Genomic DNA, 26248 nt, shown 5'->3' with positions numbered 1-26248 from the left:
GGGTTGAAAGGAGGGCGCCGGAATCAGCGCCCCTCGAAAACAGGGGGGCGCTTGTCGATGAAGGCCTGCATGCCCTCCTTCTGGTCGCGGGACGCGAAGAGCAGGGCGTTGGCCTTGCGTTCGAGGGCCAGGGCGGCCTCCAGTGGCGCGTCCATGCCCGCCAGGATCACCTCCTTGATCTGCTCGGCGGCCAGCGCCGGCATGGCCGCGATGGTCCGCGCCATGTCCAGGGCGGTGGCCAGCACCTCGCCGTCGGGCACCACCTCGCTGACCAGCCCGGCGACCCAGGCCTCCTGCGCCGTGATCGGCCGCCCGGTGAGAGCCATGCGCATGGCCTTGGCCTTGCCCACCGCGCGCACCAGGCGCTGCGTGCCGCCGATGCCGGGCATGATGCCGATGCGGATCTCCGGCTGGCAGAAGCGCGCACCCTCGCCGGCGATCAGGATGTCGGCCAGCATCGCCAGCTCGCAGCCGCCGCCGTAGGCATAGCCGCAGATCGCCGCGATCACCGGCTTGGGGCAGTGCTGGATCGGCGCCCACACCCGCTCGGTGTGGCGCTGGTGGATCTCGATGGGCCCGACGCCGGCCATGCTGCGGATGTCGCCACCGGCCGCAAACACCGTGTCGCCGCCGGTCAGCACGATGCAGCGCACCGTCGGGTCGGCACCGAGCTCGGCGAACATCCGCGACAGCAGGGCCTGCAGTTCCAGGCTCAGGGCATTGGTGGCCTCCGGGCGATGCAGGCGGACCACGGCAACGCCGTCTTCCGGGCGTTCCAGCAGGGCCGGCGGCGCGGCATCCGCATGCTCGGGGGAAGGGAAGGGGGCGGCGGCAGACATCGGCATTCCTCGCAACGGACGCCCGGAATTCGGGCAGGCTGGAAAGGATTATTCGGGCCGTGCGGGGCGGGCTCATCGTCCGTCCGGACGAGGAGAAATGCGGATTTGCCGATCGTCAGCCGGGCAGGGGGCTGCCTGGAATCGATTCCGCGCTATGCCAGCCTGGCAATCTGCGCCCCCGCGTCCTCCAGGTGCTGCGCCAGGGCCAGCCTGCATGGCGCGAAGCGCGGGCTGAAGCCGGGGGCTTCCATGACGCGGGCCAGGAAGCTGCGGGCCAGGGCCAGCGCGGAGCGCCAGATATCAGGGGCGATGCCTGCCCGGATGTTCGGCGCCGGGATGGTGTCGGGCAGTCCGCCGCCGCTCCTGGGCGCGAAAGCCATCGGCGTCATGTCGTAGGCGGGGGCGATGGCGTAGGGGCGCCCCGGGTCGGGAATGAAGGACAGGTTGCCGCCGTGCATGTCGGTGTTGCCGATGAGGTGGCCGAAGGCCCACAGCAGATGGGCCCGGCCTGCCGCCTCGCGGGGGATGTGTCCGGCAGCGGCAAGGGCGGTCGCGATCTCCGGCCACGGGCCGCCGAGCCCGACGAATTCCGCGTCCAGGGCGGCCAGTGACATCAGCCCCCGGCGGCCCAGCCCGCCGACGCGATCAAAGCGCTCCAGCTCGAGGAAGGTCTGCCCTTCGAGGCTGAGCAGTTCGCTGCGGGCGGCGGCAATGCCGGCCTGTGCAAGGGTTTCCAGGGCGAGATGTTCGGCCAGGAGCAGGTCTCTCCAGCGCTCGCTGACCGGGCCCGCCAGCGGCTCGCTGAACTTGACGAGCACATGCCGGGGCCCCGAAGAGGTCATGGCCCAGGCGGCGAACTTGGGTTGCTCGCCCCCTGCCGACGACCCCGGCGTCTCACCGCTGGCGGCCTCCTGCGCCAGCCGGGCGTAGATCCCGGTCTTCTGTTCGATGCCGATCGGCAGCGGCGCGGCGTCCATGCGCAGGAAATGGGCGCGTGCCCGGTCACCCAGCAGCAGATTGCCGACCACATCGTGACCATGCGCGAGCAGGGCCTTCAGCGCATGCGTGTCCGACCACTCGGTGAGGCGTTCGGGAAGGCCCAGGTCCCGCCCGTGCCGGGCCGCGTAGGCCCGACCGAGGTAGCCCTGGGGGCGCATGTCGAGCAGCCACCAGGGCAGGCCGGGGCTGTACAGGGTGGCCCCGCCGGCTTCGCGCATGACGAAGCCGTCCGGCCGGACCGGGATGAGGGTGCCGAGGTGATGGACCCTGGCCTCCGGATCCACCCGGTAGATCTCCATTTCTGCCAGCCCCCGGACGTCATCACGCAGCGCGTACTGAATGGATCGCGCCGCGCCGATACGGACCACCTCGTCTCCCAGCTCAAGCATCGCACGGGACAGCGTTGGCTGACTGATGCCCAATGCTTCAACGAGTTGGCGCGCACCAAGAGGGCCTCGTGCAAGGTGAAGCCGGATCGGATCTGCGTGTCGGGGCATGTGTGGGCTTGAGTTTGAATGGGTTTTTGAATGGATAAGTGAATAGATAGTGTAGATGTTTTGCGCGGCCCGGGGGGGGGCGTGGAGACGGGCTCATCGTCCGTCCGGACGACGAGGGCGGGGAGGGGGCATGCCAAGCTGCCACCTTCTTCTCGTCCGATCCGATGATGATGCCTCGTGCGCCTGAGTCCGGCCCGATGGACACCCAGGCCCTGTTTGCGCGGGCCGGGGTGGGTTTCCAGACCTACGAGCAGATGGTCGGGCTGGTCCACGACGGCGCCTTCGACCTGCAGGCCTGGGATGCCCTGTTGCATCTGCTTCAGGGGCAGCTGAGGGCCAATTATGTCTCCCTGGTGCTGCTGCCCGATCTGTCCGGCCCGGGGCTGCCCATCCTTTTCGCCGGCCCGGCCCGGCAGGACCTGCTGACTGCCTATGCCGACGTGCTCCATGGCCTGGACCCCTTCGTCAACCTGCCGCGTAACCGCATGTTGGCGGTGGACGAGCTGATCTCCGAGGCTGAGTGGCTGGACAGCGTGGTGTACCGGAGCTGCATGGCACCGCTGGGAATCCGTTACCTGGCGGGGGCCGACCTGGACGTGGGGAGTGAGGCGGTGTGCCGCTTCCGGGTCTGCCGCAGTGCGGATGCCGGGCCATTCGGCGAGGCGGAGCGGGCGCTGTGTGCCTTGCTCCTGCCCCATCTCAAGCGCGCATTGCGGGCCCGCGCCGTGCTGGATGGCTCGGACCGGGAGCGCCGCCTGTACGCGGGCGCCCTGGAGCGCCTGGAGGTGGCAACCCTGTGGGTGGATCGCCGCGGCAAGGTGTTGAACAGTAACCGCGTCGCGGACGAGATCCTGGCGGCGGACGACGGCCTGCGCCTGGTGGGCCGGACCTTGCGTCCCAGCCTGCATGCCGAGAAGGTGCTGCTGCACGAGATGATCGCCCGGGTCGGCGCTGAGCGCGGCAAAGGGCCGGGGCTGGTGGAGGGCATGACCCTGACCCGCCCGTCAGGACGCACCCGCCTGGGCGTGCTGATCCGGCCGGTGCCACCTGCGGGCATCGCGGAGTATGGTCCCTGCCCCGAGGCGGTCCTGCACATCAGCGACGTGGAGCGCTCGGTCGGTGCATCGCCGGCCCTGCTGCGCAGCCTGTTCGGCCTGACCTCGGCCGAAAGCGGACTGGCCCTGCTGCTGGTCGAGGGCATGACCCTGGACGAGGCCGCGGTCCGCCAGGGGGTCAGCCACCACACGGCCCGCAGCCAGTTGCGCAGCATCTTTGCCAAGACCGGCGTCACCCGCCAGACCGAGCTGCTGCGCCTGGTGTTGCGCAGCGTGGTGCCCCTGGGCTGAGCCATCTGCAGGGCAGGTGCCGCATTTCACTCGAATGAGGGATGCGGCTCGCAGTGCACCATCGGCAGCATCCTCCCGCCGTCACCTCGAACGGCCCGGAAAGCCCGGCTGTCCTTGCTTTCCGGCCCATGAACAGCAGCACGCAGGGAGGGATTGATGCTCCATCAGCACCGCTTCACACCATCGAGAACACGCCACTTGGTCGCGCTGGCCCTGGCCGGCATCGGCCTGCCAGCCTTGGCCGGCCCCAGCTTCCAGTGGGGGGACTGCACCTCGGTCGACACGTCCCTGACCGTCGGCTACACCAGTTCGATGCGTCTGGACAATGCGTCGGCCACCTATCTGGCCGACCTCAACAACGATGACGGCACCCGCAACTTCAAGCGCCACAGCCTGATCAACAACCGCCTCAACGTGCTCGGCGAGGTCAAGTTCAAGCACGACAACCTGGGGGGCCTGCTGCGCGGCAGCGCCTTCCATGACACGGTCTACCAGGGCGCCAACGGCAACGATTCCGCGGGGACCGTCAACAAGACCGGTCCGGCCAACGAGTTCGTGGATGAGACCCGGCGCCTGAGCGGGCAGAACACCCGCCTGCTGGAGGCCTTTGTGTATGGCAACTGGCTGGTCGGCAGCATGCCCCTCAACGTCAAGCTGGGGCGCCACGCGGTGGTGTGGGGGGAAAGCCTGTTCTGGCCCAACATCAGCCAGGGCCAGGTGCCGGTGGATGCCACCAAGTTCAACGTGCCCGGCACCGAGGCCAAGGAGAGTTACCTGCCGGTGGGCCAGATCTCCGGCAGCCTGGGGCTGACCGACAGCCTCACGGTGACCGGCTACTACCAGTACAAGTGGGAGAAATCCCGCCTCAACCCGGTGGGTGATTACTTCGGCAGCGACTACTTTGGCCCGGGCGCCCAGTTCTACCGGCTGGCGGGCGGGCCGATCTCCAGCCTGCCAGACCGCGGCTTCACCGTGGCCAACTACGCCGGAGAAATCACGGCCCGCAATTCCGGCCAGTGGGGGCTGGGGGCCCGTTACCAGCTCAGCGACAACACCGAACTGGGGCTCTTCCACTACCGCTATCACGATCGGGTGGGGGCCATGCTCTACGACTTCACCGGCACCACCCGCTACTCGTCGCTGCCCCGTTTCGGCGCGATGGCTTCGCCCGGCAGCGCACCCTATTTCAAGCTGGCCTATTTCGAGGATATCAAGCTCACCGGCCTCAGCCTCAGCACCAAGTTCGGCGACGCGGTTCAGGTGGGCGGCGACCTCAGCTACCGGGACGGCGCCCCGGTGTACCTGGACAACGGCTCCCCCACCCGGGGCAGCTATCTCCAGGGCAATGGCAACTTCGTCTACATCCTCGGCCCGAGCGCCCTGGCCCACCAGACGACCCTGATGGGTGAGGTGGTCCACCAGCGCATCACCGGCGTGGACACCCTCACCGTGAGCGGTGCCATGCCGGGCCAGAACGGCAGCTTCTCCCGCTATGTGTATGACGGCCAGACCCGCGGCTCCACTCTGGCCGGTGCCGGGGTGATCCTCGACTACCCATCCGTGTTCAGCGGCTGGGACTTGAGCACCCGCGCCGTGTGGACCCAGAACGTGGCGGGCAGCAGCTTCTCCGGGATGGGGCGCGACGAGCGCCGCCTGACCCTGGGGGCCGACTTCAAGTACCTCGGCAACTTCCAGGTGGGCCTCACCTACGTTACCTACATCGGCTCGGCCAGCATCGCCGACGGCCGCAGTCTGGCCGACCGGGACTACCTGTCCCTCAACGCCAAATACACCTTCTGACCCGCAGGGAAGCATGGAACCCCTATGAACAATCCGATCTCCGCACTGATCCTGGGTGCCGCGCTGCTGGCGGCCCAGGGCGTCCAGGCCAAGGCCACCCCTGAAGAAATTGCCCGCCTGGGCAAGGACCTTACCTGTGTCGGCGCCGAAAAGGCCGGCAACGCCGACGGCAGCATTCCGCCCTGGAGCGGCAAATGGCTGGGCGTACCGCCCGGCGTGGACTTCAAGGGCACGGGCTTTCACCCGGTCGATCCCTATCCCGCCGACAAGCCCCTCTACGTCATCACCGCCGCCAACATGGCCCAGTACGCGCAGCGCCTGTCGGCGGGGCAGAAGGCCATGTTCAAGCGCTACCCCGGTACCTACAGGATCCCGGTTTATCCCAGCCACCGGGATTTCCGCTTGCCGGATGCCGTCTGCAAGACCACCCTGGAAAACGCTTCCAGCGCCGAGCTGGTGGACAACGGAGAAGGGGTGATGGGGGCAAGCGGCGGCACCTTGTTCCCCATCCCCAAGTCGGGCCTGGAGCTGCTGTGGAACGCCACCATGCCCTACCGGGCGTGGACCGAGGAGCTGGTGTCCGACAATGCCTACGTGCTCGCCGATGGCAAGATCAACTGGGGCCGGGTGCGCTCCCGCAATCTGGCGCCGGGTGTCGAGCCCGGGCGCAAGGGCCGCACGACGGGCAACTCCTCGTTCTACCTCAACGAAACCCTGTTGCCCGAACGGGACAAGGGCGAGGTGAACACCGGCACCGAGTTCTGGAACTTTGCCAAGGAGCCCCGCCAGAGCTGGCGCTACGACCCGGGCACCCGGCGGGTGCGGCAGTCGCCCGGCTACGGCTTCGACATGCCCTTCCCGGGGACCGGCGGCTCCATCGCGGTGGACGAGGTGCGCCTCTTCAACGGTTCGCCGGAGCGCTTCAACTGGAAGATCGTCGGCAAGAAGGAGCTCTACGTGCCCTACAACGCCTACCGGGTGCACTCCGACAAGCTCAAGTACGCCGACCTGATCCGCCCGGGCCATATCAACCCGGATGCCATGCGCTATGAACTGCACCGGGTGTGGGTGGTGGAAGCCACCCTGAAGGAAGGCTATCGCCACCTCTACAGCAAGCGCACCCTCTACATCGACGAGGACAGCTGGTTCATGCTGATGGCCGACAACTACGACAGCCGCGGCGAGCTGTGGCGCACTTCGGTGGTCAACTACTTCTACGCCTACGAGATGAACACCTGGCAGGCGGGGGTGGGCCTCTACCACGACCTCAATGCCGGCACCTATCTCGCCTTCAACCTGATCAACGAGCAGCCCGGTGCCTACAAGCTCAACCAGGGCAAGTTCACCGAACGGGATTTCGGCCCCGAGGCCGCGCGCCGCATGGGTCTCTGACCCGTTCCCGGCAATCCCTTCAGAGGGCGGCCGCCTCCGGGCGGGCCGCCCTTTTTCCTGATCAGCACCCCGCTCATCTAGTCAGCCTGGACGATGCCGCGAAGCTGTCCAGGCTCAATCATGGGCACACACCGGGGGCCTGCTGTCCCCGTCGCAATCTCTCAACACGATCATGGAGGCCGGCATGAAGTTTTCCGACAAGGTGGTATTCGTTACGGGCGCAGCCCAGGGCATGGGGCTGGCCATGGTGCGGCGCTTCGCCGCCGAGGGGGCCAGCGTGGTGGCGGCCGACATCAACGGCGAGGCGGCCGCCCAGGCGGTGGCCGGGCTGGGCCCGCGCGGCCTGGCGCTGAGCTGCAACGTGGCCGACAGCGCCTCGGTGGTCGAAGCCTTCCAGTCCGTCGAGGCCCGCTTCGGGCGGGTGGACGTGGTGATCAACAGCGCCGGCATCGGCTCGATGGATGCCTTCGTGGACACCCCGGACGAGGCCTGGGCGCGGGTCATCGGCGTCAATCTGACCGGCACCTTCCTGTGCTGCCGTGAAGGCGCGCGGCTGATGCAGAAGTGCGGCGCCCGCGGGGCCATCGTCAATGTCTCCAGCACCGCCGCCTTCTCCGGCGAGGGGCCGGCCCACTACTGTGCATCCAAGGCCGCCGTGATGGGCCTCACCCGCAGCGCCGCGCGGGAGCTGGCGCCCACCGGGATCCGCGTCAACACCATCGTGCCCGGCCCCACCAACACCCCGATGATGGCCGGCATCCCGGACGAATGGACCCAGGCCATGATCCGCGCCATCCCCCTGGGCCGGATGGGCGAGCCGGAGGAGATCGCGGCGGCGGCGGTGTTTCTGGCCAGCGAGGAGGCCGGCTTCATCACCGGCCAGAACCTGGCCGTGAATGGCGGCATGAGCTTCCTGTGAGCAGCCCGGCCATGAGCGACGCAAGCCTCGCCGCCCGACTGGACCGCCTGGAGTCCATCGAGGCGATCCGCCAGCTGGCGGGCAAGTATTCCCTGTCCCTCGACATGCGCGACCTGGACGCCCACGTGAACCTCTTCGCCCCCGATATCCGGGTCGGCCGCCGGGGCACCGGGCGGGCGGCCCTCAAGGCCTGGGTGGACGAGACCCTGCGGGAGCAGTTCACCGGCACCTCCCACCATGTGGGCCAGCACATCATCGAGTTCGTCGACCCCGACCAAGCGGTGGGCGTCGTCTACTCCAAGAACGAGCATGAGACCGGCCCCGAGTGGGTGATCATGCAGATGCTCTACTGGGACGACTACGCGCGCATCGACGGCCAGTGGTATTTCCGCCGCCGCCTGCCGTGCTACTGGTACGCCACCGACCTGAACAAGCCGCCCATCGGCGAGCGCAAGATGCGCTGGCCGGGCCGTGAGCCCTATGCCGGCACCTTCCATGAGCTGTTCCCGTCCTGGCAGGCCTTCTGGGCCCAGCGCCCGGACAAGGACGCGCTGCCGGAGGTGGCTCCACCGGCCCCCGCGGAGGCCTTCCTGGCCACCCTCCGCCAGGGGGCGCCAGACCCGAAGATCCGGGTGCGCTGATGGGCTGGAAGATGATCTACCTGGCCCGGCGCAACCCGGCCCTGAGGCCCGAGGAGTTTCCCCAGGCCTGGCGCGAGCACTCGGCCCTGGGGGCAGGGTGCAGCAATGTCCGCGACAAGATCCGGAGCGTGCGCCAGTGCGCCCGCGACCTCGACAACAGTGCACGGCTGGCCGGCGCCTCCGCGGGCTACGACGGGGTGAACCTGCTGGAGCTGCGCGACCGCCAGGCCGCCGACGACATCTGGAACGACGAGGAGACCCTGCGCATCATGCGGCCCGACGAGCCCCGGGTTTTTTCGACCTGGGTCCGCGACTTCACCCTGATCGCCGAGGCCAGCGTGCTGCGCGATGGCGAGCCCACCGACTGCGTGGTGACCGCCTTCCTGGGCCTTGCCCCGGGGCTCAACCAGGCCGACCTGGACCGCGCCCTGGCCGCTGCGGGCCCCGAGCGCTGGCTGGCCGACCCGGCCCTCGGCGCCACCCGCCGGCTCGTCATCAACCGGGTGGATGGCACGCCGCCGCCGGGCTACGACTACGCGCTGATCCTCGAAGCCTGGTTCCCCGACCCCGACACCGCGATACGTGCCATCGACGGGGTCGAGCTGCCTGCGCGCCTGCCCCGGGTGGTGGCCGCCTGCATCGACCCCGCCCGCTCGGTGACCCTGCTCACCCGGGTCACCCATCGTCGCCCCTGAACGCCGCGACACCCCTCATCCGACACATTTCCCAAGGGACACACGCCATGACTGCACGCCTGCAAGACAAGATCGCCTTCATCACCGGTGGAGGCTCCGGCATCGGCGCCGCCACCGCCGAACGCTTTGCCGAGGAGGGCGCCCGGGTGGTGATCTGCGGCCGCCGCCAGGCGCCCCTCGACGAGGTGGTCGGCCGGATCCGCGCCGCCGGCGGCCAGGCCGAAGCGGTGGTCGCCGATGTGAGCGATGAAGCCGCCTTCACCGCCGCGCTGGCAGACTGCGCCCGCCGCCACGGCCGCCTCGACATCCTGGTGAACAACGCCATGGCCTACACCTGGGGGCCCATCGAGGCCATGAGCAGCGCCGACTGGCAGGCCAACTTCGGCACCTCCGTGGACGGCACCTTCTGGGGCACCCGCAGCGCCATGCAGCTGATGAAGACCCACGGCGGTTCCATCATCAACCTGTCGTCGATCTGCGGCACCCTCGGCACCCCCTGGATGGCCGGCTACTCGGCGGCAAAGGCGGCGGTGATCAACTTCTCCCGCGCGGCGGCGGCGGAAGGCGCGGCCCAGGGCATCAGGGTGAACGTGGTGATCCCCGCCGTCGTCGAGACCCCGGCCACTGCCGGCATGCTGGCCGACCCGGCCTCGAAGGCCAGCACCGAGAAGCTCATCCCCATGGGGCGCGTCGGCAAGCCGCGGGAGCTGGCCAACGCCATCCTCTTCCTGGCCAGCGACGAGGCTTCCTACATCACCGGCGCCACCCTGCCGGTGGACGGTGGGCGTGCCGCCGTGCTGGTCACCGCCCTGTAAGGGGAGGATGCCCATGGCCCGTCTTTTCGATCCCCTCCAGCTGGGGGACATCGCCCTCGCCAACCGCATCGTGATGGCCCCGATGACCCGCAACCGGGCGGAGCCCGACGGTACGCCCGGCCCCCTGATGGCCGAGCATTACGCCGCCCGCGCGTCGGCCGGCCTGATCGTCGCCGAGGGCGCCTGGCCCAGCGCCGCCGGCCAGGCCTACTGCCGCCAGCCCGGCATCGTCACCCCGGCCCACATCGCCGGCTGGCGCAGGGTGACCGAGGCCGTACATGCCCGTGGCGGGCGCATCGTGCTGCAGCTGATGCACGCCGGTCGCATCGGCAGCCGTCACGTCAAGCCCGAGGGCGTCGAGACCGTCGCACCGTCGGCCATCCAGGCCCGGGTGGACATCTTCACCGACAGTGCCGGCATGCAGGCTTGCGACATGCCCCGCGCACTGGGCACCCAGGAGGTGCGCGGCGTGGTGGAGGAATTCGCCCAGGCCGCCCGCAATGCCATGGCGGCGGGCTTCGACGGGGTGGAGCTGCACTGCACCAGCGGCTACCTGCCCATGCAGTTCATGGCCTCCGGCAGCAACCGGCGCAGCGATGAGTACGGTGGCAGTCTGGCCGGGCGGGTGCGCTTTCCGCTGGAGTGCCTGGCGGCCATGGCCGATGCCATCGGGCCGGGCCGGGTCGGCCTGCGCATGAACCCCGGCAACAGCTACAACGACATCACGGACGACAAGCCGGCGGAGACCCATCTGGAACTGGCCCGCCAGGCCGCCGGCCTGGGCCTGGCCTATCTGCACGTGATGCGCGCCCCGGTGGCCGGGATCGACGCCTTCAGCCTGGGGCGCGAGCACTTTGCCGGCCGCCTGATCCTCAATGACGGTTTCGACGGCCCCGGCGCCGAGGCGGCCATCCAGGCCGGGCAGGGCGACGCGGTGTCCTTCGCCCGCCACTTCATCGCCAACCCGGACCTGGTGCGCCGCCTGCGGGAGGGCCTGCCCCTGGCCGGCTTCGACCGGCGCAGCCTGTACACCGCCGGCGCGGCGGGCTACACCGACTATCCGGAAGCGGCCTGAGCCGGACCGACCGGGCCTAGGCCCAGTTCATGCCGTCCTTGTACCACTGGGGCAGCGCGTCGTTGAAGTCATAGACGCGCTGCAGCACCGCATCCGGCGCCGAGCCGTCCGCCAGGCCGGCATTGATGATGTCCCGCCGCTGCTGCATCACATGGGTGCTGAGCGCCGAGTACTGGGCCTGCTTCTCGTCCGTCCACAGCTCGCCGGTGGACGAGAGCCGGATGTCGGGCGGATGGGAGATGTCCAGCAGCGGGCCGTCGGTGGTGACGCCGGCTAGCTGGCCGAGGTACTGCCGGCCGAACGCAGGGTCGGCCCGGACTTCATCCATAACTTTCTGCAGGCCTGCGGAGCGTGCCGTGTTCCGGCTCGCCGCCACGGCTTCGGGGGAGAGGGTGGCCGTCGTCTCCGGGGCGGCCGCGCGCCCTGGTTCCGTGCCCTGCGGCAGGCCCGGGCGCCGGCCCTGCGCGTTCAGCCAGGACAATGCATCGAGGGCGGTGCTGCTCAAGCTGCTGATGCTCATCTGTGCGCTCCTGTGTCGGATGACCGCGCGATGCATCCATCGTACGGTCTGAGTGGAGGGGGTGCCCGTCTGGCATTTTCTGCCGCCCCGGCATGGATTGCCGGAGACGACGGCGGGGATTGCACCGCTTTTCCGCACACGGAAGGACGGGCTGGCCGCTGCCGCAGGCAGGTCTCCGTCCCTTAGCAGCAAACGTACCCGTTCTGGCTACGCCTCCTCGCGTACCCACAACCCACGCTCCCGGGCCAGGCTCTGGGCGTTGAGGGTGCGTTTCTGCAGGGCATCGGCGTCTGGCGAACCGGCCAGCCACACCATCACATCGGCGGGGACCTGGGGCGGGGCGACCCGGCCGCCGAGGGCCTGCACGCCCTTCGCGCCGATGGTGGCCTGCAGGGCCTCCGTGTCCACAACGCCCGGGTTCAACGTGAAGGCGCGGATGCCGCGCGCGCCGAGTTCGGTGACCAGCACCCCTGACAGGCGCGACACGGCGGCCTTGCCGGCGCCGTAGGCATAGCCCCAGCCACCGTTGGCGGCGGGCACCGGCGGGTCGTTCTCGCCTGCGCCGGAGGTCACGTTGATGACGGTGCCGCCGCCGTTCTCCAGCATGCCGGCGACGATCGCCCGGGTGAGCAGGAAGGGCGCCATCACATAGCCCTGGAAGACCCGCTTGAGGGTGGCCGGCTCCAGTTCGAGGAAGGGCAGGTTGAGGTCGCTGCCCTGGTAGATCGCATTGTTCACCAGCACGTCGACCCGGCCGAAGGCGCGCAGGGCCACCTCGGCGGCGGACAGCACCGAGGTGTCGTCCAGCAGGTCGAGGCGGATCTCGCGCACCCGCCGGCCCAGCGCGCGGATCCCGGCGGCGGTGGCCGCCAGGCTGCCGGGCAGGGCGCTGCCGTCGGACAGGCGCAGGGCATGGCTGTGCCGCTCGCCGTCATCCAGCGTACGGGCGCTGATGACCAGGTCGTAACCGGCCCGGGCGAAGGCCAGCGCCGTGGCCTTGCCGATACCCCGGCTGGCGCCGGTGATGAATGCCACCTTGTTCATGTCGTCTCTCCTGCCTGTTTCCTGGGAGCGTCGAGTGTAGGGCGGTGGTGCTGGCGGGCATCGTCAATTCGGACCAGCCGCCGGTTGACTGTCGGCGCCGGGCCGATCATCCATCGTCCGTTCAGACGACGAGGCCCTGCCGGCCTGTCCCTAGACTCCAATCCATACAAGGAAGGAGCACAGACATGGCAGACGAGCGAGTCGGGGCACCCGTCCTCGATTACACCGGCAAGGTGGTCCTGGTCACCGGGGGCACCAAGGGCATCGGCGCGGGCATCGCCCGCTGTTTCCTGGCGGCGGGTGCGCGGGTGGTGGTGTGCGGACGCAAGACCCCGGACAGCCTGCCCACGGTGGGCGCGGCCGAAGCCGAGTTCATCGCCGCCGACGTGCGCGAGGTGGAATCCCTGCAGGCCCTGTTCGGGGAGATCCGGGCGCGCCACGGCCGCCTCGACGTGGTGGTGAACAACGCCGGCGGGGCGCCCCACGCGCTGGCCGACACGGCGTCGCCGCGTTTTCACGAGGGCATCATCCGCCTCAACCTGATCGCTCCCCTCCACGTGGCCCAGCAGGCCAACGCCCTCATGCAGGGCCAGGAGGAGGGCGGCACGATCCTCTTCATCGGCAGCATCAGCGCCCTGCGCCCCTCGCCGGGTACCGCGGCCTACGGGGCGGCCAAGGCCGGGGTGGTGTCCCTGGCCACCTCGCTGGCGGTGGAGTGGGCGCCGAAGGTGCGGGTGCTCACGGTGAGCCCCGGTCTGGTCCGCACCGAGCAGTCCCACCTCCATTTTGGCGACGAGGCCGGCATCGCCGCCGTCGCATCGACGATTCCCGCCGGCCGTCTGGCCACTCCGGAAGACATCGGCAACGCCTGCCTGTTTCTCGCCTCGCCGCTGGCCGGCTACGCGGCGGGCGCCAACCTGCTGATGAACGGGGGCGGCGAGCGTCCGGCCTTTCTGGCGGCCAGCAACACCGACTGAAGCATCGACAACAGGAAACGGGGGCCCCGTCCGGGCGCCACGTTTCCGGCAACCCTTAACGTGCAGGAGACATAACTTGGCTGAACAGGATTGGATGTCCGAGGTGCGTGGAATGGTCGGCCGCGAATACGGCCGGGTCTACGCCTGGGACCAGGTGAATGAACCCATGATCCGCCAGTGGTGCGAGGTCATGGGGGTGAGCAACCCCCTCTACACCGATGCGGCCTACGCGGCCACCACCGAACACGGTGGCATCGTGGCGCCGCCGGCCATGCTCCAGGCCTGGTGCCTGGAGGGCCTGCACATGAACAACTACCCGCCGGGCTCCACCACCGAGAACCCCTACGAGGTCCTCAAGCTGATGGAAGGCCAGGGCTACGCCTCGGTGGTGGCGGTCAACTCCGACCTGAGCTTCGAGCGCTACGTGAAGCCGGGCGAGCGCCTCTACTACACCACCCGCCTGGACGCGGTGGGCGAGCAGAAGACCACCGCCCTGGGCACCGGCTTCTTCGTGACCCTGGTGATGAGCTTCTTCTCCGAGAAGCCGATGGGCGACGAGAAGGTCGGCTCCTTGCTGTTCCGCGTCTTCAAGTTCCGCCCGGCTAACCTGGCCAACCCGGTCAAACCAGTGGAGGAGGGCAACGCGGCCGCTGCCCTGCCCAAGTACAAGCGCCCCCGGCCCGGCATCAGCGACGACACCCGCTTCTTCTGGGAAGGCGTCGACGCCGGCCAGCTGCGCATCCAGCGCTGCAAGGGCTGCGGCAGCCTGCGCCATCCGCCGGGGCCGGTGTGTTCCAGCTGTCATTCCTTCGAGTGGGACTACGTGGAGGCCGCCGGTACCGGTCAGCTCTACTCCTTCGTGGTGATGCACTACCCCGAGGTCCCGCCCTTCGACTACCCCAACCCGGTAGGCCTGATCGAGCTGGACGAAGGCGTGCGCCTGATCGCCGGGTTGGTGGGGGTCAAGCGGGACGAGATCCGCATCGGCCAGCGCGTCAAGGTGGAGTTCCAGACCTTCGACGACGGGCTGACCCTCCCCATGTTCCGGCCGCTCGAGCCTTGAGGAGACAGCCATGGATTTCCAACTGAGCGATGACCAGCGCGCCATTGCCGACATGGCGGGCAGCCTGTTCGGCGACCTGTGCAGCGACGACCGCCTGCGCGCCTTCACCAGCTCCGGCGAGACCTGGATGGCCGACCTGTGGGCCCAGTGTGTCGAGACCGGCCTGCACGCCCTGGCCATCCCCGAGGAGGCCGGCGGCAGCGGCCTGGGGATGACCGAGCTGATGCTGGTGCTCGAGGCCCAGGGACGCAGCCTGGGCCTGGTACCCCTGTGGCGGCACCAGATCGCCACCGCAGCCCTGGCCCGCTTCGGCGGTCCGTCCCACCAGGCCCTGATCGGCCAGGCGGTGGCCGGCGAGTGCCTGCTGAGTGTGGCGCTGGACGGCCTGGCCAGTGCCTCCGGCGTAAGCCTGGAGGCGCGTGCCGAAGGCGACGGCTTCGCCCTCCACGGCCAGGTGGCGGCCGTGCCCCTGGGCATGGAGTCGGCGGCGGTGCTGCTGCCTGCCCGCACCCCGGAGGGCCTGCGCCTGGCGCTGTTGCGGCTGGACGCGCCGGGTGTCGACAGGGTCGCCGGCGTGCTGACCCACGGTGAAGGCGTGGCCGGACTCCAGTGCCACGGCGTCCTGCTGAGCCGCGCCGACCTGCTGCCGGAGGCCGCCCTGGCCTGGCTGGAACCGCGGGCCATCGCCGCCCTGGCGGCCCTGCAGCTCGGGGTCAGCGCCGAACAGCTGCGCCGCACCGTGGCCTATGTGGCTGAGCGGGTCCAGTTCGAGCGCCCGATCGGCAGCTTCCAGGCCGTGCAGATGAGCCTCGCCGACGCCCACATGGCCATCGAGGCCCTGCGCTCCGCGTTGTGGCAGCTGGTGTATCGGCTCGACGCCGGCCTGCCGGCGGGCCCCGAGGCGCTGGCCACCCGCTACCTGGCCTGCGAGACGGGCCACCTGGTAGGCCACCGTGCCCAGCACGTGCATGGAGGCATCGGCGTCGATCTCACCTACCCGATCCACCGCTACCTCTACTGGAGCCGGGCCCTCGGCCTGGCCCTCGGCGGCAGTGCCGCCACCCTGGAACGCCTGGGCGACTGGCTCGCCAACAACGATACGCTGGGATGGAAATATGACCTCGCAGAACACCCGTCGCTTTGACACAGTGCGCCCCGGCGAGACCCTGCCGGCGCTTCCGATCCCCATCACCGTGGCCCTCATCGCCAGCGGTGCCATCGCCACCCGAGACTACTTCCCCGGCCACCACGACAAGGACGCCGCACTGGCCCTGGGTTCGCCCCACGTCTTCATGAACATCCTCACCACCAGCGGCCTGGCCCAGCGCTATGTCGAAGAGTGGGCCGGCCCCGCCGCCGTCTTCAAGGACCTGAAGATCAAGCTCGGCGCGCCCAACTACCCGGGTGACACGATGAGCTTCACGGGCGAGGTGACCCACACCGATGCGGCCAGCCGCACGGTGGTGGTGAGCCTCAAGGGCAGGAATTCCATGGGCAACCACGTGACCGGCACGGCCACGCTGGTGCTGCCCTGAGCGGGAGCAGATGCAGATGAACGACATGAACATCGCCGGTCGCGCCGCCATTGCCGGCCTGGGCGCCACCGAATTCTCCAAGAACTCCGGCCGGACCGAACTGCGCCTGGCCATGGAGGCCGTACTGGCCGCCCTGGCTGACGCGGGCATCGACCCCGCCGAGGTGGAGGGCTTCAGCTCCTACACCATGGACAAGGTGCCGGAGTACGAGATCGCCCGCCTGCTGGGCTGCAAGAACGTCAAGTTCTTCTCCCAGATCCCCCACGGGGGCGGCGCCGCCTGCGCGCCGCTGGTGCATGCCGCCATGGCGGTGGCCACCGGCCTGGCCAAGACGGTGGTGGTCTTCCGGGCCATGAACGAGCGCTCCTGGTACCGCTTCGGGACCGGCGACTACGGTTTTGGCGCCACGCCGATCTTCGAGAACGTGAACTACGGCTGGTACATGCCCTACGGCTTCCACACCCCGGCGGCCTGGGTGGGCATGTTCGCCCAGCGCTACATGCACAGCTACGGCGCCACCACCGAGGATTTCGGCCGCGTCTCGGTGGCCGTGCGCGACTTCGCCGCCACCAACCCGGCGGCCTTCTTCTACGGCAAGCCCATCACCCTGGAGGAGCACCAGGCGTCCAAGTGGATCGCCGAACCTCTGCGCCTGCTTGACTGCTGCCAGGAGTCCGACGGCGCTGTGGCGATGGTCATCACCTCCGTCGAACGGGCCCGCGACCTGAAGCAGAGGCCGGTTGTCATCAAGGCGGGCTCCCAGGGCATCACCGAGGGCCAGCAGAGCATGACCTCCTACTACCGCGACGACATCACCGGCCTGCCGGAGATGGGCGTGGTGGCGAAGGCGCTCTATGCCCAGTCCGGCCTCGGCCCCGACGCCTTCCAGACCGCGGTGATCTACGACCACTTCAGCCCCTTCGTGCTGCCCCAGCTGGAGGAGTTCGGTTTCTGCAAGCGCGGCGAGGCCAAGGATTTCGTGCGCGCCGGCCACCATGCGCGGGGCGGCACACTGCCCATCAACACCCACGGCGGCCAGCTCGGCGAGGCCTACATCCACGGCATGAACGGTGTTGCCGAGGCGGTGCGCCAGGTGCGCGGCACGGCGGCCAACCAGGTGGCCGGCGTGGAGAACGTGCTGGTCACCGCCGGTACCGGCGTGCCCACCAGCGGCCTGATCCTGGGTTGCGCCTGAGGAGGATGCCATGTTCGTCGATCTGACCCCCGAACAGCACGCCCTGCGCCTCAAGGTGCGGGACTACTTCCAGAACCTGATGACGCCCGAACTTCGTGCCGCCCTGCGCGGTGTCGAGGGCGGCACGCTGTACCGCGACACCATCCGCCGGATGGGCCGCGACGGCTGGCTGGCCCTCGGCTGGCCGAAGGCGCACGGCGGCCAGGGCTACACCGCCACCGAGCAGCTGATCTTCTTCGAGGAAGCCAACATCGCCGGAGCGCCGCTGCCCTTCGTGACCATCAGCACCGTCGGCCCGGCCCTCATGGAGTTCGGCACCGACAAGCAGAAGGCGCAGTTCCTGCAGGGCATCGCCGCTGGCGAGATCCTGTTCTCCATCGGCTATTCCGAGCCGGGCGCCGGCTCCGACCTGGCGGCCCTCAAGACCACCGCCCGGCTGGAAGGCGACCACTTCCTGGTCAATGGCAACAAGCTGTGGACCTCCGGTGCCGAGGCCGCCGACTACATCTGGCTGGCGGCCCGCACCGACCCGGCGCTGCCGCGCCACAAGGGCATCTCGATCCTGATCCTGGATACGCAGGAAGCCGGTTTCTCCCACACGGTGATCCCCACCTGCAGCAACCCGACGGCCGCCACCTATTACGATAACGTGCGCGTCCCCGCCGACATGCTGGTGGGCAGGCTCAACGGAGGTTGGCAACTGGTCACCTCCCAGCTCAACCATGAGCGCCTCGGCCTGGGCGCCTGGTCCGACAAGGTGGTGGGCCTGTACCGCCGCGTCCTGTTGTGGGCCAAGGCCAGGGACGAGAGCGGCCGGCGCGCCACCGACGCACCCTGGGTGCGCAGCCTGCTGGCCGAGTGCTACGCCCGGCTGGAGGCCATGCGGCTGATCAACTTCCGTATTGCGGCGGATCTTGAACGGGGCCAGATGGACGTGGCGCTGGCCTCCAGCACCAAGGTGTATGGTTCCGAGTCGGCCATCGAGATCCTGCGCAAGCTGTCGGAGATCGTCGGTGCTGCTGGCCTGGTGCGCGCCGGCTCGGCGGCAGCCGTGCTGCTGGGTGAGCTGGAATACGAACTGCGCGCCTCGGTGACCCTCACCTTCGGCGGCGGCACCAACGAGATCCAGCGCGGACTGATCGCCCAGTTCGGTCTGGGCATGCCCCGGGCCATGTAGGCCCGGGCACACAAGGATGAAGCGATGAGCACGATTGACGAGTTCCGCAAGGAAGTCCGCGCCTGGCTGGAGGCCAACTGCCCGCCGGCCATGCGCACCCCGACGCCGGACGGGGCGCTGATCTTCGGCGGCCGGAAGCTCAGCTTCCAGTCCGATGACCAGCGTCTGTGGTTCGAGCGCATGCGCGACAAGGGCTGGTTCGCCCCCGACTGGCCGGCCGAGTACGGCGGTGGTGGCCTGAGCGCCGAGCAGACCGCGGTGCTGGAGGCCGAGATGCGCCGCCTCCACTGCCGCCCGGCGCAGATCAACCTGGGCATCTGGATGCTCGGCCCGGTGATCCTGGAGTTCGGCACGGAAGAACAGAAGCAGGCCCTGCTCAAGCCCATGACCCGCGGCGAGATCCGCTGGTGCCAGGGCTTCTCGGAGCCCAACGCGGGCTCCGACCTGGCCAGCCTGAAGACCTCGGCGGTGGACCAGGGCGACCACTTCCTGGTGAACGGCACCAAGATCTGGACCTCCTACGGCGACAAGTCCGACTGGATGTACGCCCTGGTGCGCACCGATCCGGCGGCGCCCAAGCACCAGGGCATCAGCCTGATCGTGCTGGACATGCAGTCGCCCGGCATCACCGTCACGCCCATCGACCTGATCAGCGGCAAGTCGTCCTTCTGCCAGGTCTTCTTCGACAACGTGAACGTGCCCAAGGGCCAGCTGATCGGCCCCCTCCACGGCGGCTGGACCCTGGCCAAGGCCCTGCTCCAGCACGAGCGGCGGGCCATGTCCAAGTTCGGCGAGTTCAGCCTGCCGACCCACTTCGACCTGATGAGCCTGGCGGAGCGCTACCTGCCGCCGGTTGGGGCTGCCACCTCAGCTGCCACATCAGCCGCCGCGCCGGCCGACATCGCCCTGCGCGCCCGCGCCGTGGCGATGTCGATGGAGGAGCACAGCTACACCCTCACCGTGCAGCGCATGGGCGAGGAGATGCGCGCCCGCCAGAACGTGTCCGGGCTGATGTCCATCATGAAGCTGGTGCACTCCGAGCAGGAGAAGGACAAGTTCGAGATCCTCCTCGACCTGATGGGTCATCGCGCCCTGGGCTGGGAGGGGGATGAATTCACCGAACAGGAGTTGGCCCTGAGCAAGGCCTGGCTGGGCAGCTTTGCCCAGACCATCGCCGGCGGTTCGTCCGAGGTGCAGCTGAACGTCATCGCCAAGCGGGTGCTCGAGCTGCCCGAAGGCAAACAGAGCAAGTAAGGAGGCGGTGAGCATGAGTCTGGTTTATTCCGAAGAGCAGCGCCTGCTGGCCGACACCGCCAGCGAGTTCCTGGCCGCCAGGAGCCCGGTCAGCGCCCAGCGTCGCTTGCGTGACGAGGGGGCGGCCCAAGGCTTCGACCCGGCCCTGTGGCGGGAGATGGTGAACCTGGGGTGGAGCGCCATCCCCTTTCCCGAGTCCCTCGGCGGCCTGGACTTCGGCTGCAAGGGCCTGGGCGCTGTCTTCGAGCAGATTGGCGGCAAGCTCAGTGCTGCACCGCTGCTCTCCAGCATCGTGCTGGGCGGCTCTGCTGTGGAGCTGGCCGGTTCGCCCGCGCAGCAGGCCGAATGGCTGCCGGCCCTGATCGCCGGCGACCGGCGCATCGCCCTGGCGGTGGACGAACAGCCCCGCCACGCCCCGGCCAACACCGCCCTGGCGGCCTGCCGTGAAGGGCAGGGCTGGGTGCTGACGGGTGACAAGGTCTTCGTGGTGGACGGCATCGGCGCCGACGCCTTCGTGGTGCTCGCCCGTACCGCCGGGCAGCCAGGTGACATCGCCGGGCTGAGCCTCTTCCTGGTTCCCGCCGATGCGGCCGGTCTGCGGGTCTCGCCGATGAAACTGGTGGATTCCCGAAATCACGCCCGGCTGCGCCTGGACGCGGTACAGGTGGAGGCCGCCAGCCTGCTGGGGGCCGAGGGGCAAGCCTGGGCCGGCCTGGACGCGGCCCTCGACCGGGGTCGGGTGTGCCTGGCCGCCGAGCTGCTGGGTGCGTCCCAGGCCCTGTTTGACACCACCGTCGAGTATCTGAAGACGCGGGTCCAGTTCGACGTGCCGATCGGCTCCTTCCAGGCCCTGCAGCACCGGGCCGCCTGGTGCTACACCCACCTGCAGCTGGCACGCAGCACGGTCATGGCCGGGCTCGCCGCCCTCGACGACGCCTCCCTCGACGCAGCCGGCCGCGCCCGCCTGGTCAGCCTGGCCAAATGGAAGGCCGGCCAGGTCGCCCACCTGGTCAGCCGCGAGGCGGTGCAGATGCATGGCGGCATGGGCGTCACCGACGAGCTGGACGTGGGTCTGTTCCTGAAGCGCATCCGGGTGGCCCAGGCCTGCCTCGGCGATGGGGATTTCCATTGCCAGCGCTACGCCGACGCCGGCCGGGAGGGCTGAGATGGCGCGGGTCGTCGGTCACCCGCCGCTCCACGCCGGCCCCCGCCGGATGCGGCCATGCTGAGCCTCCTCCTGCCCGTCGCCCCCAGCCGCGACGAGCTGTTCGCCCGCCACGGCGAGCGCTACCGCTGGCTGGCCCTGCTCACCGTGGCCATCGGGGTGATCGCCGCGGTGCTCGCCACCACCAGCTTCAGCGTGGCGGTGCCGGCGATGGGCGCCTACTGGGGCATGGGGCAGGACCGGGTCCAGTGGGTCATCACCGGCTACATGGCGGCGATGACCGTGGCCATGCTGCCCACCCCCTGGCTGCTTGAGCGCTACGGCTTCCGGCGGGTCTTCCTGGGGACGGTGCTGTTCCTCGGGCTGACCAGCCTGGCCGGTGCCCTGGTCAGCGATTTTGCCGGGACCGTGGCGATCCGCCTGCTGCAGGGGGCCGCCGCCGGCGTGCAGCAACCCCTGTCGATGGTGGTGGTGATGCGCCTCTTTCCACCTGGCCGGCAGGGCAGGGCGACCGGGCTGCTCAGCTTCGGCATCGTGCTGGCTCCGGCGGTGGCGCCGACCCTGGCCGGCGTGCTGCTGGAGCACTTCGGCTGGCAGTCGATCTTCCTGCTCAGTGTGCCCTTCTGCCTGCTCGCCGGCCTGCTGGCGGCCCACCTGCTGCCCCGGGCGGACGACCTCCAGCGGCGTCCCTTCGACTGGTACGGGGTGATCCTGCTGAGCGTCATGACCCTGGTGCTGATCGAGTGGGTGGCCAGCCTGCGCGAGGCCGGCCCGCTGGCCACCTGGAGCCTGGTGCAATCGGGCATCGCGCTGCTGTCGGCCGGCCTCTTCGTCCGCCACGCCGGGCGGGCGGTGGCGCCGATCTTCTCCCTGGAGCTGTTCCGCGAGCGCGCCTTCGCGATGGGCATCCTGGTGTCCTTCGCTTACGGGGTCGGGGTGTATGCCTCGAGCTACCTGATCCCGGTCTTCCTGCAGAACGCCCTGGGCTTCGGCGCCACCCCCGCCGGCCTGGCCCTGATGCCCTCCGGCTTCGTGCTGGCCGCCACCATCCCGCTGGCCGGCGTGGTGGCCGATCGGCACTCGCCGCGCTGGATCACGGTGGCCGGGCTGCTGGTCTTCGGCCTGTCCTTCCTCTACTTCGGCCTGCGCGGCAGCGCGGTGAGCTATGCCGAGATCCTGTGGGACACGATGATCGGGCGCGTCGGCCTGGGCCTGATCATCCCGGCCCTGACCCTCGCCACCCTGCGCCACCTCCAGCCCCGCCTGATGGGCGAGGCCTCGATGGTCAACAACTACGTCCGCCAGCTTGGCGGCGTGCTGGGCATCGCCATCGTGGCGGTCTTCGTGGAATGGCGGATCACTGTGTATGGCGTGACCCCTCGCGGTATCGACGCCGCTTACTCGGAAGCCTTCCTGCTCCTCACCGCGACCTTCCTGCTCGCCACGGTAGCGGCGCTGCGGATGAAACCACGGGAGTGAGGCCGCCGGTAGGCGGGATGGCCGGACGGTTAGGGCGCGGGCCGGCCCAGGACCGATTCGTAGACCGCCAGGTCTGCGGCCGAAAAACACGCGAAGGTGATCTCCCGGATCCCGGGGAAGGCGGAGGCCGCCGCCCGCACGCTGGCCACCGCGACAGGGGCGGCCAGTTCGATCGGGTAGCCATAAACGCCCGTGCTGATGCTGGGAAAGGCGATCGTCGCCAGCCCCTCGGCGGCGGCGACTTCGATCGAACGTCGGTAGCACGCTGCGAGGAGTGCCGGCTCTCCGTTCTCGCCGCCGCGCCAGACGGGCCCCACCGTGTGGATGACGAAACGGGCAGGCAGGCGATAGCCCCCGGTGATCCTGGCATCGCCCGTCCTGCAGCCACCCAGTCGCCGGCATTCATGAACCAGTTCGGGGCCGGCGGCACGATGAATGGCGCCGTCCACGCCACCGCCCCCGAGCAGGGACGAGTTGGCGGCATTGACGATGGCATCTACCGCCAGCGTGGTGATATCGGCTTCAATGGAGAGGATTCGTGCGGGCATGGTGACGGGGTATGGCGTTGGGGGGTAACCGGCGCCTAGCGTCTGTGGGGCCCTAAAAACCGTAGCCTGCTTGGTCTCTAACGCTCGCTAAGCCGGACTCAACAGACGGGTGCTTGGCTTGGGAAGGAGGAGACCGCATTCTGCAGGCGGGATCGTCTATCGTTTCCGAATCTCAACCACTGTATCCGGGGCATCCTCCCAGCGCACTTGTTTGATGTCTGCCATGCAGGAAGAACCCGGACGAGTGCTCTTGTACGAGTTGAGTCCGGTGACCTTTCCGTTTCTGAACCAAATGATCCGATAGTCGTGCCATCCGAAGCCAGCACCAGTTTGGCAGTACTGCCAAGCTTCGTTCGTATCCTTCACTTGACGATCATCAGGAGGACCCATTAGCGAAACAACCTTTTCCTTGGCATCGCCTAGGTTGATGTGCATAGCCTTCGTTTCGAGGCCTCCGCAAGCGGATACTGTTGTGGCGACAACTATGAGTGCGATTGAGGTCTTCATCATGCGGAGCAGGCCAGTGGTTTGTGACTAAGAAGTACGGAGACGTAAACTCAGGCGCTGTCGGCCTCGATTTTCCTGTACCGGGAAGTGCCGGGCATTGAGGTGCTGTGAATGGATGATCTGTTGTGATCGATGAAGCCTGGGGCGGCTCGCGTCCCACCTTCATTCAGATAGAAGGCAATGGCTGCATCAACGTCGGGTTGGCCTGATCCCGCGGGATGACCGGCTTGGCCTTCACCCTTTGGGGCCAGCCTTGCGCACGCGGTCCCGCAGGTCTTCGAAGTAGGCGCCGTCGGCCGGCGCTGTGGGGGCGGAAGAGGCACCTGCCAGGAGCAGGCCGCGCAGATGCACCCGATCCTGGTCCTTGCGGATCAACTCGCGTACGTACTCGCTGCTCGTGCCATAGCCGCGCTGGCTGACCTGTTCGTCGACAAAAGACTTCAGGGCGTCGGGAAAGGAAATGTTCATCGTGCTCATGCCTGCAGGCTAGAGGGCCTGCCAAAAATTGGCAAGCCGGTCTTCCCGATCCAGACGACGACGGGATGAAGGGTAGGGTGGGCCCGGCGGCATCCCGAACCAGGATCCGCCCGACCCGTCATCTGACACATTACATGCCCTGCCCGGGCCTGGCCCTCACACCCGGTTGCCCGCCGCGAAGCCGGAGGCCAGGGCGCCTTCGATGTAGCCGATGGCGGCGCCGTCGCCGGCGGTGATCACCGGCACCCTGACGCTTTCCAGCTCCTTGGCCAGCCGGTCGTCCGGGCGGGCGCCGATGGCCAGCACCACGGAATCGGCGGGCAGGCTGCGGGTTTCGCCGTCCTGGGTGGTGTAGCTCACCGCCTTGCTGCCGATGTCGGTCACCGTGGCCTGGGTCAGCAGCTCGGCCTTGTGCTGGCGCAGGCTGTCCAGCACCCGCCAGCGCCGCACGATCGACAGCTCCCGGCCGAGGCTGGGGCCTTCTTCCAGCACGCTCACCTGGCGGCCGCGCTCCACCAGGAACTCCGCCAGCTCGAGGCCGACCAGCCCGCCGCCGATGATGGCGACGCGCTTGCCCAGGGGCATCCACAGGCGCGACAGGTTCTGGATGGCGTCGCTGCTGTCGGTGACGCCGGCCAGGCTGCCGGCCTTCATCAGCGCGCGCTGACCGAAGGACAGCTTGCGCTTGGCGATCTCCTCGGCCCGGTCGTCGGTCATCAGGCGGCGCAGTTCGTCGCCGGACCACACGTGGTCCTGCTCTGCGCCGGGGATGGCCGGGGCGCTGCGTTCGGCGCCGGTGGCGACGATCACCGCATCGGCCTTGAGCTCGCGGAGCAGGGCAGGGGTGGCGGCGGTGCCCAGCATCAGCTGGATCGGCAGCTTCTTCACCTGGCGCACCAGGTGGTCGAGCAGGGCGCCGTTCTCGGCATAGGCCAGGCCGGCGAAGAAGAGGGTGCCGCCGAGCCGTCCGCTGCGCTCGACCAGGGTCACCCGGTGGCCGCGCAGCGCAGCGACCCGGGCCGCCTCCAGGCCGGCCGGGCCACCGCCCACCACCACGATGTGGGCAGGCGTGGCCACGGGGTTCAGGCGGGTCTCGAACTCATGGCCGGTGAGGGGATTCACCGCGCACTTGACCCGCTGGTTGATGAAGATCTGGCTGACGCAGGCGTAGCAGTAGATGCAGGGGCGGATGTCCTCCGGGCGGTTCTCGACGAGCTTGCGGGGCAGCTCCGGGTCGGCCAGCAGTTTGCGCGCCATGGCCACGAAGTCGCACTGGCCGGCACCGATGGCGGTATCGGCCACCTCCGGCTCCAGGCGCCCGACGGCGATCACCGGGATCTGCAGCCCGGCCTTGATCTCGGCTGCCCAGGGCAGGAAGCCCGCCTTCTGCTGGACCAGGGGCGCCTCGGTGAAGGCCACCCCGGTGCTGGTGTTGGCGTAGGCCGACACGCTCACCGCGTCCACGCCGGCCGCCTCGGCCATCCGCGCCACGGCCTTGGCGTCGTCCAGGGTGATGCCGCCGGGGGTGCGGATCTCCTCCGCATCCAGGCGCAGCCACACCGGAAAGTCGGCGCCCACCCGCGCGCGCACGGCGGCGATCACTTCCAGCAGCATGCGCGCCCGGTTTTCCAGGGAGCCGCCGTACTCGTCGTCGCGCTTGTTGTAATAGGGGGACAGGAAGCCGGCGATGATGTAGCTGTGGGCGGCGTGGAGCTCCACCCCGTCGAAGCCGGCCCGGCGGGCCCGCTCGGCGGCAGCGGCGAACCACTCGGCCATCTGCGCGATGTCGGCCTTGTCCATCACCCGGATGGCCACGCCGCCGCTCTCGCGGCGCTTGCTGGAGCTGATGAAGGCGCCCAGTTCTTCGCGGGTCAGGGCCTGCATCATGTCGGTCTTGAGCGGCGGTGGCATCGATGGCACCCACAGCTCGCGCCCCTCGGCCATGTCGCGCACGGCCGTCTTGCCGGCGTGCTGCAGCTGCATGGCCAGCTTGGCGCCGTGGCGATGCACCCGCTCGGCCAGGGCCGCCAGGCCGGGGACGAAGCGCTCCTCGGAGACCCCCACCTGGAAAGGCTCGGCGGTGCCGGCCGGATAGGCGATGGCGCACACGCCCATGATCAGCAGCCCGGCGCCACCGGCGGCACGGGCCTCGTAATAGGCCTGGATGCGCTCCCCGCAGGTCCCGTCGGCCTCGGCAAAGTTGGAGCCCATCGGGGCCATCACGATGCGGTTGCGCAGTTCCATGCGGCCGATGTGGCCAGGGCGCAGCAGATTGTCGAAAGTGCCCAT

24 protein-coding genes are annotated in these 26248 nt (G+C 69.1%); 17 read left to right on the top strand and 7 right to left on the bottom strand.

The genetic code is table 11. The features are described from left to right. Positions 1 to 23 precede the first annotated feature (23 nt). The gene (locus HHL15_RS20875) at positions 24 to 839 is read right to left on the bottom strand and encodes an enoyl-CoA hydratase (RefSeq protein ID WP_169147749.1); all 816 of its coding nucleotides are present in this window, start codon (positions 837 to 839) and stop codon (positions 24 to 26) included. A 152-nt stretch (positions 840 to 991) separates the two neighbouring features. Beyond that, entirely contained in the window at positions 992 to 2335 is a 1344-nt protein-coding gene (gene yjjJ, locus HHL15_RS20870; protein WP_169147748.1) for a type II toxin-antitoxin system HipA family toxin YjjJ, read from the bottom strand. A 197-nt stretch (positions 2336 to 2532) separates the two neighbouring features. Between yjjJ and HHL15_RS20865 the strand changes: the two genes are divergently transcribed. The 8 genes from HHL15_RS20865 (at position 2533) to HHL15_RS20830 (ending at position 11018) form a co-directional block, all read left to right on the top strand. Then, positions 2533 to 3681, top strand: coding sequence for a helix-turn-helix transcriptional regulator (locus HHL15_RS20865; protein ID WP_169147747.1), 1149 nt, complete (start codon positions 2533 to 2535; stop codon positions 3679 to 3681). Between the two features lie 156 nt (positions 3682 to 3837). Further along, positions 3838 to 5481 carry a DUF1302 domain-containing protein gene (locus tag HHL15_RS20860; protein WP_169147746.1) on the top strand — a complete coding sequence of 548 codons (1644 nt, stop codon included), beginning with the start codon at positions 3838 to 3840 and terminating at the stop codon, positions 5479 to 5481. A 24-nt stretch (positions 5482 to 5505) separates the two neighbouring features. After that, a complete protein-coding gene (locus HHL15_RS20855) occupies positions 5506 to 6873 on the top strand; it encodes a DUF1329 domain-containing protein (RefSeq protein ID WP_169147745.1) in 1368 nt (455 codons plus the stop codon). A gap of 184 nt (positions 6874 to 7057) precedes the next feature. Continuing rightward, positions 7058 to 7792 carry an SDR family NAD(P)-dependent oxidoreductase gene (locus tag HHL15_RS20850; protein ID WP_169147744.1) on the top strand — a complete coding sequence of 245 codons (735 nt, stop codon included), beginning with the start codon at positions 7058 to 7060 and terminating at the stop codon, positions 7790 to 7792. Between the two features lie 11 nt (positions 7793 to 7803). Beyond that, positions 7804 to 8433, top strand: a complete 630-nt coding sequence (locus tag HHL15_RS20845) for a nuclear transport factor 2 family protein (RefSeq protein ID WP_169147743.1) — start codon at positions 7804 to 7806, stop codon at positions 8431 to 8433. Beyond that, a complete protein-coding gene (locus HHL15_RS20840; protein ID WP_169147742.1) occupies positions 8433 to 9128 on the top strand; it encodes an EthD domain-containing protein in 696 nt (231 codons plus the stop codon). Before HHL15_RS20845 ends, HHL15_RS20840 begins: the two co-directional genes overlap by 1 nt. A 47-nt stretch (positions 9129 to 9175) precedes the next feature. Next, entirely contained in the window at positions 9176 to 9943 is a 768-nt protein-coding gene (locus tag HHL15_RS20835) for an SDR family NAD(P)-dependent oxidoreductase (RefSeq protein ID WP_169147741.1), read from the top strand. Positions 9944 to 9956: 13 nt separating this feature from the next. Continuing rightward, entirely contained in the window at positions 9957 to 11018 is a 1062-nt protein-coding gene (locus HHL15_RS20830; protein ID WP_169147740.1) for an alkene reductase, read from the top strand. A 16-nt stretch (positions 11019 to 11034) separates the two neighbouring features. On the opposite strand, the gene HHL15_RS20825 is transcribed toward HHL15_RS20830, so the two are convergent. After that, positions 11035 to 11538: a hypothetical protein gene (locus HHL15_RS20825; RefSeq protein ID WP_169147739.1), complete on the bottom strand. Its 504-nt coding sequence runs from the start codon at positions 11536 to 11538 to the stop codon at positions 11035 to 11037. Positions 11539 to 11745: 207 nt separating this feature from the next. Then, positions 11746 to 12582 (bottom strand): SDR family NAD(P)-dependent oxidoreductase, encoded by an 837-nt coding sequence (locus tag HHL15_RS20820; RefSeq protein ID WP_169147738.1) that lies wholly within the window; start codon positions 12580 to 12582, stop codon positions 11746 to 11748. A 185-nt stretch (positions 12583 to 12767) separates the two neighbouring features. Here HHL15_RS20820 and HHL15_RS20815 point away from each other — a divergent pair, with 185 nt between their 5' ends. The 9 genes from HHL15_RS20815 (at position 12768) to HHL15_RS20775 (ending at position 22427) form a co-directional block, all read left to right on the top strand. Then, the gene (locus HHL15_RS20815; RefSeq protein ID WP_169147737.1) at positions 12768 to 13559 is read left to right on the top strand and encodes an SDR family oxidoreductase; all 792 of its coding nucleotides are present in this window, start codon (positions 12768 to 12770) and stop codon (positions 13557 to 13559) included. 76 nt (positions 13560 to 13635) lie between these two features. Next, positions 13636 to 14622 carry a bifunctional MaoC family dehydratase N-terminal/OB-fold nucleic acid binding domain-containing protein gene (locus tag HHL15_RS20810; RefSeq protein ID WP_235943554.1) on the top strand — a complete coding sequence of 329 codons (987 nt, stop codon included), beginning with the start codon at positions 13636 to 13638 and terminating at the stop codon, positions 14620 to 14622. Between the two features lie 10 nt (positions 14623 to 14632). Next, entirely contained in the window at positions 14633 to 15766 is a 1134-nt protein-coding gene (locus HHL15_RS20805; RefSeq protein ID WP_169147736.1) for an acyl-CoA dehydrogenase family protein, read from the top strand. Beyond that, positions 15738 to 16157, top strand: a complete 420-nt coding sequence (locus tag HHL15_RS20800; protein ID WP_169147735.1) for a MaoC family dehydratase — start codon at positions 15738 to 15740, stop codon at positions 16155 to 16157. Before HHL15_RS20805 ends, HHL15_RS20800 begins: the two co-directional genes overlap by 29 nt. 16 nt (positions 16158 to 16173) lie before the next feature. After that, positions 16174 to 17352, top strand: coding sequence for a lipid-transfer protein (locus HHL15_RS20795; RefSeq protein WP_169147734.1), 1179 nt, complete (start codon positions 16174 to 16176; stop codon positions 17350 to 17352). A 10-nt stretch (positions 17353 to 17362) separates the two neighbouring features. Continuing rightward, complete coding sequence (locus HHL15_RS20790) at positions 17363 to 18529, top strand: acyl-CoA dehydrogenase family protein (RefSeq protein ID WP_169147733.1); 1167 nt, start codon at positions 17363 to 17365, stop codon at positions 18527 to 18529. Positions 18530 to 18553: 24 nt separating this feature from the next. Beyond that, the gene (locus HHL15_RS20785; protein WP_169147732.1) at positions 18554 to 19783 is read left to right on the top strand and encodes an acyl-CoA dehydrogenase family protein; all 1230 of its coding nucleotides are present in this window, start codon (positions 18554 to 18556) and stop codon (positions 19781 to 19783) included. A gap of 13 nt (positions 19784 to 19796) precedes the next feature. Next, on the top strand, positions 19797 to 20948 hold the full coding sequence (locus tag HHL15_RS20780) for an acyl-CoA dehydrogenase family protein (protein WP_169147731.1): 1152 nt from the start codon (positions 19797 to 19799) through the stop codon (positions 20946 to 20948). A 57-nt stretch (positions 20949 to 21005) separates the two neighbouring features. Then, entirely contained in the window at positions 21006 to 22427 is a 1422-nt protein-coding gene (locus tag HHL15_RS20775; RefSeq protein ID WP_169147730.1) for a DHA2 family efflux MFS transporter permease subunit, read from the top strand. A 29-nt stretch (positions 22428 to 22456) separates the two neighbouring features. Here HHL15_RS20775 and HHL15_RS20770 read toward each other — a convergent pair whose 3' ends face one another. The 3 genes from HHL15_RS20770 to HHL15_RS20760 all read right to left on the bottom strand — a co-directional run bounded on the left by HHL15_RS20770 (position 22457) and on the right by HHL15_RS20760 (position 26248). Further along, on the bottom strand, positions 22457 to 22975 hold the full coding sequence (locus HHL15_RS20770) for an O-acetyl-ADP-ribose deacetylase (protein WP_169147729.1): 519 nt from the start codon (positions 22973 to 22975) through the stop codon (positions 22457 to 22459). A gap of 741 nt (positions 22976 to 23716) precedes the next feature. Then, positions 23717 to 23950: a ribbon-helix-helix domain-containing protein gene (locus HHL15_RS20765; RefSeq protein WP_235943552.1), complete on the bottom strand. Its 234-nt coding sequence runs from the start codon at positions 23948 to 23950 to the stop codon at positions 23717 to 23719. 165 nt (positions 23951 to 24115) lie between these two features. After that, positions 24116 to 26248, bottom strand: a complete 2133-nt coding sequence (locus tag HHL15_RS20760) for an oxidoreductase (protein WP_169147727.1) — start codon at positions 26246 to 26248, stop codon at positions 24116 to 24118.

The sequence above is a fragment of the Zoogloea dura genome (assembly GCF_012927165.1).
GTDB classification, from domain to species: Bacteria; Pseudomonadota; Gammaproteobacteria; order Burkholderiales; family Rhodocyclaceae; genus Zoogloea; species Zoogloea dura.
This window is presented reverse-complemented; position numbering and strand designations above follow the sequence as displayed.

What these genes read in the sequence shown, in the direction of transcription:
- HHL15_RS20875 (WP_169147749.1), bottom strand. Translation starts at nt 839, where the DNA reads ATGTCTGCCGCCGCCCCCTTCCCTTCCCCCGAGCATGCGGATGCCGCG.
- yjjJ (WP_169147748.1), bottom strand. Translation starts at nt 2,335, where the DNA reads ATGCCCCGACACGCAGATCCGATCCGGCTTCACCTTGCACGAGGCCCT.
- HHL15_RS20865 (WP_169147747.1), top strand. Translation starts at nt 2,533, where the DNA reads ATGGACACCCAGGCCCTGTTTGCGCGGGCCGGGGTGGGTTTCCAGACC.
- HHL15_RS20860 (WP_169147746.1), top strand. Translation starts at nt 3,838, where the DNA reads ATGCTCCATCAGCACCGCTTCACACCATCGAGAACACGCCACTTGGTC.
- HHL15_RS20855 (WP_169147745.1), top strand. Translation starts at nt 5,506, where the DNA reads ATGAACAATCCGATCTCCGCACTGATCCTGGGTGCCGCGCTGCTGGCG.
- HHL15_RS20850 (WP_169147744.1), top strand. Translation starts at nt 7,058, where the DNA reads ATGAAGTTTTCCGACAAGGTGGTATTCGTTACGGGCGCAGCCCAGGGC.
- HHL15_RS20845 (WP_169147743.1), top strand. Translation starts at nt 7,804, where the DNA reads ATGAGCGACGCAAGCCTCGCCGCCCGACTGGACCGCCTGGAGTCCATC.
- HHL15_RS20840 (WP_169147742.1), top strand. Translation starts at nt 8,433, where the DNA reads ATGGGCTGGAAGATGATCTACCTGGCCCGGCGCAACCCGGCCCTGAGG.
- HHL15_RS20835 (WP_169147741.1), top strand. Translation starts at nt 9,176, where the DNA reads ATGACTGCACGCCTGCAAGACAAGATCGCCTTCATCACCGGTGGAGGC.
- HHL15_RS20830 (WP_169147740.1), top strand. Translation starts at nt 9,957, where the DNA reads ATGGCCCGTCTTTTCGATCCCCTCCAGCTGGGGGACATCGCCCTCGCC.
- HHL15_RS20825 (WP_169147739.1), bottom strand. Translation starts at nt 11,538, where the DNA reads ATGAGCATCAGCAGCTTGAGCAGCACCGCCCTCGATGCATTGTCCTGG.
- HHL15_RS20820 (WP_169147738.1), bottom strand. Translation starts at nt 12,582, where the DNA reads ATGAACAAGGTGGCATTCATCACCGGCGCCAGCCGGGGTATCGGCAAG.
- HHL15_RS20815 (WP_169147737.1), top strand. Translation starts at nt 12,768, where the DNA reads ATGGCAGACGAGCGAGTCGGGGCACCCGTCCTCGATTACACCGGCAAG.
- HHL15_RS20805 (WP_169147736.1), top strand. Translation starts at nt 14,633, where the DNA reads ATGGATTTCCAACTGAGCGATGACCAGCGCGCCATTGCCGACATGGCG.
- HHL15_RS20800 (WP_169147735.1), top strand. Translation starts at nt 15,738, where the DNA reads ATGACCTCGCAGAACACCCGTCGCTTTGACACAGTGCGCCCCGGCGAG.
- HHL15_RS20795 (WP_169147734.1), top strand. Translation starts at nt 16,174, where the DNA reads ATGAACGACATGAACATCGCCGGTCGCGCCGCCATTGCCGGCCTGGGC.
- HHL15_RS20790 (WP_169147733.1), top strand. Translation starts at nt 17,363, where the DNA reads ATGTTCGTCGATCTGACCCCCGAACAGCACGCCCTGCGCCTCAAGGTG.
- HHL15_RS20785 (WP_169147732.1), top strand. Translation starts at nt 18,554, where the DNA reads ATGAGCACGATTGACGAGTTCCGCAAGGAAGTCCGCGCCTGGCTGGAG.
- HHL15_RS20780 (WP_169147731.1), top strand. Translation starts at nt 19,797, where the DNA reads ATGAGTCTGGTTTATTCCGAAGAGCAGCGCCTGCTGGCCGACACCGCC.
- HHL15_RS20775 (WP_169147730.1), top strand. Translation starts at nt 21,006, where the DNA reads ATGCTGAGCCTCCTCCTGCCCGTCGCCCCCAGCCGCGACGAGCTGTTC.
- HHL15_RS20770 (WP_169147729.1), bottom strand. Translation starts at nt 22,975, where the DNA reads ATGCCCGCACGAATCCTCTCCATTGAAGCCGATATCACCACGCTGGCG.
- HHL15_RS20765 (WP_235943552.1), bottom strand. Translation starts at nt 23,950, where the DNA reads ATGAACATTTCCTTTCCCGACGCCCTGAAGTCTTTTGTCGACGAACAG.
- HHL15_RS20760 (WP_169147727.1), bottom strand. Translation starts at nt 26,248, where the DNA reads ATGGGCACTTTCGACAATCTGCTGCGCCCTGGCCACATCGGCCGCATG.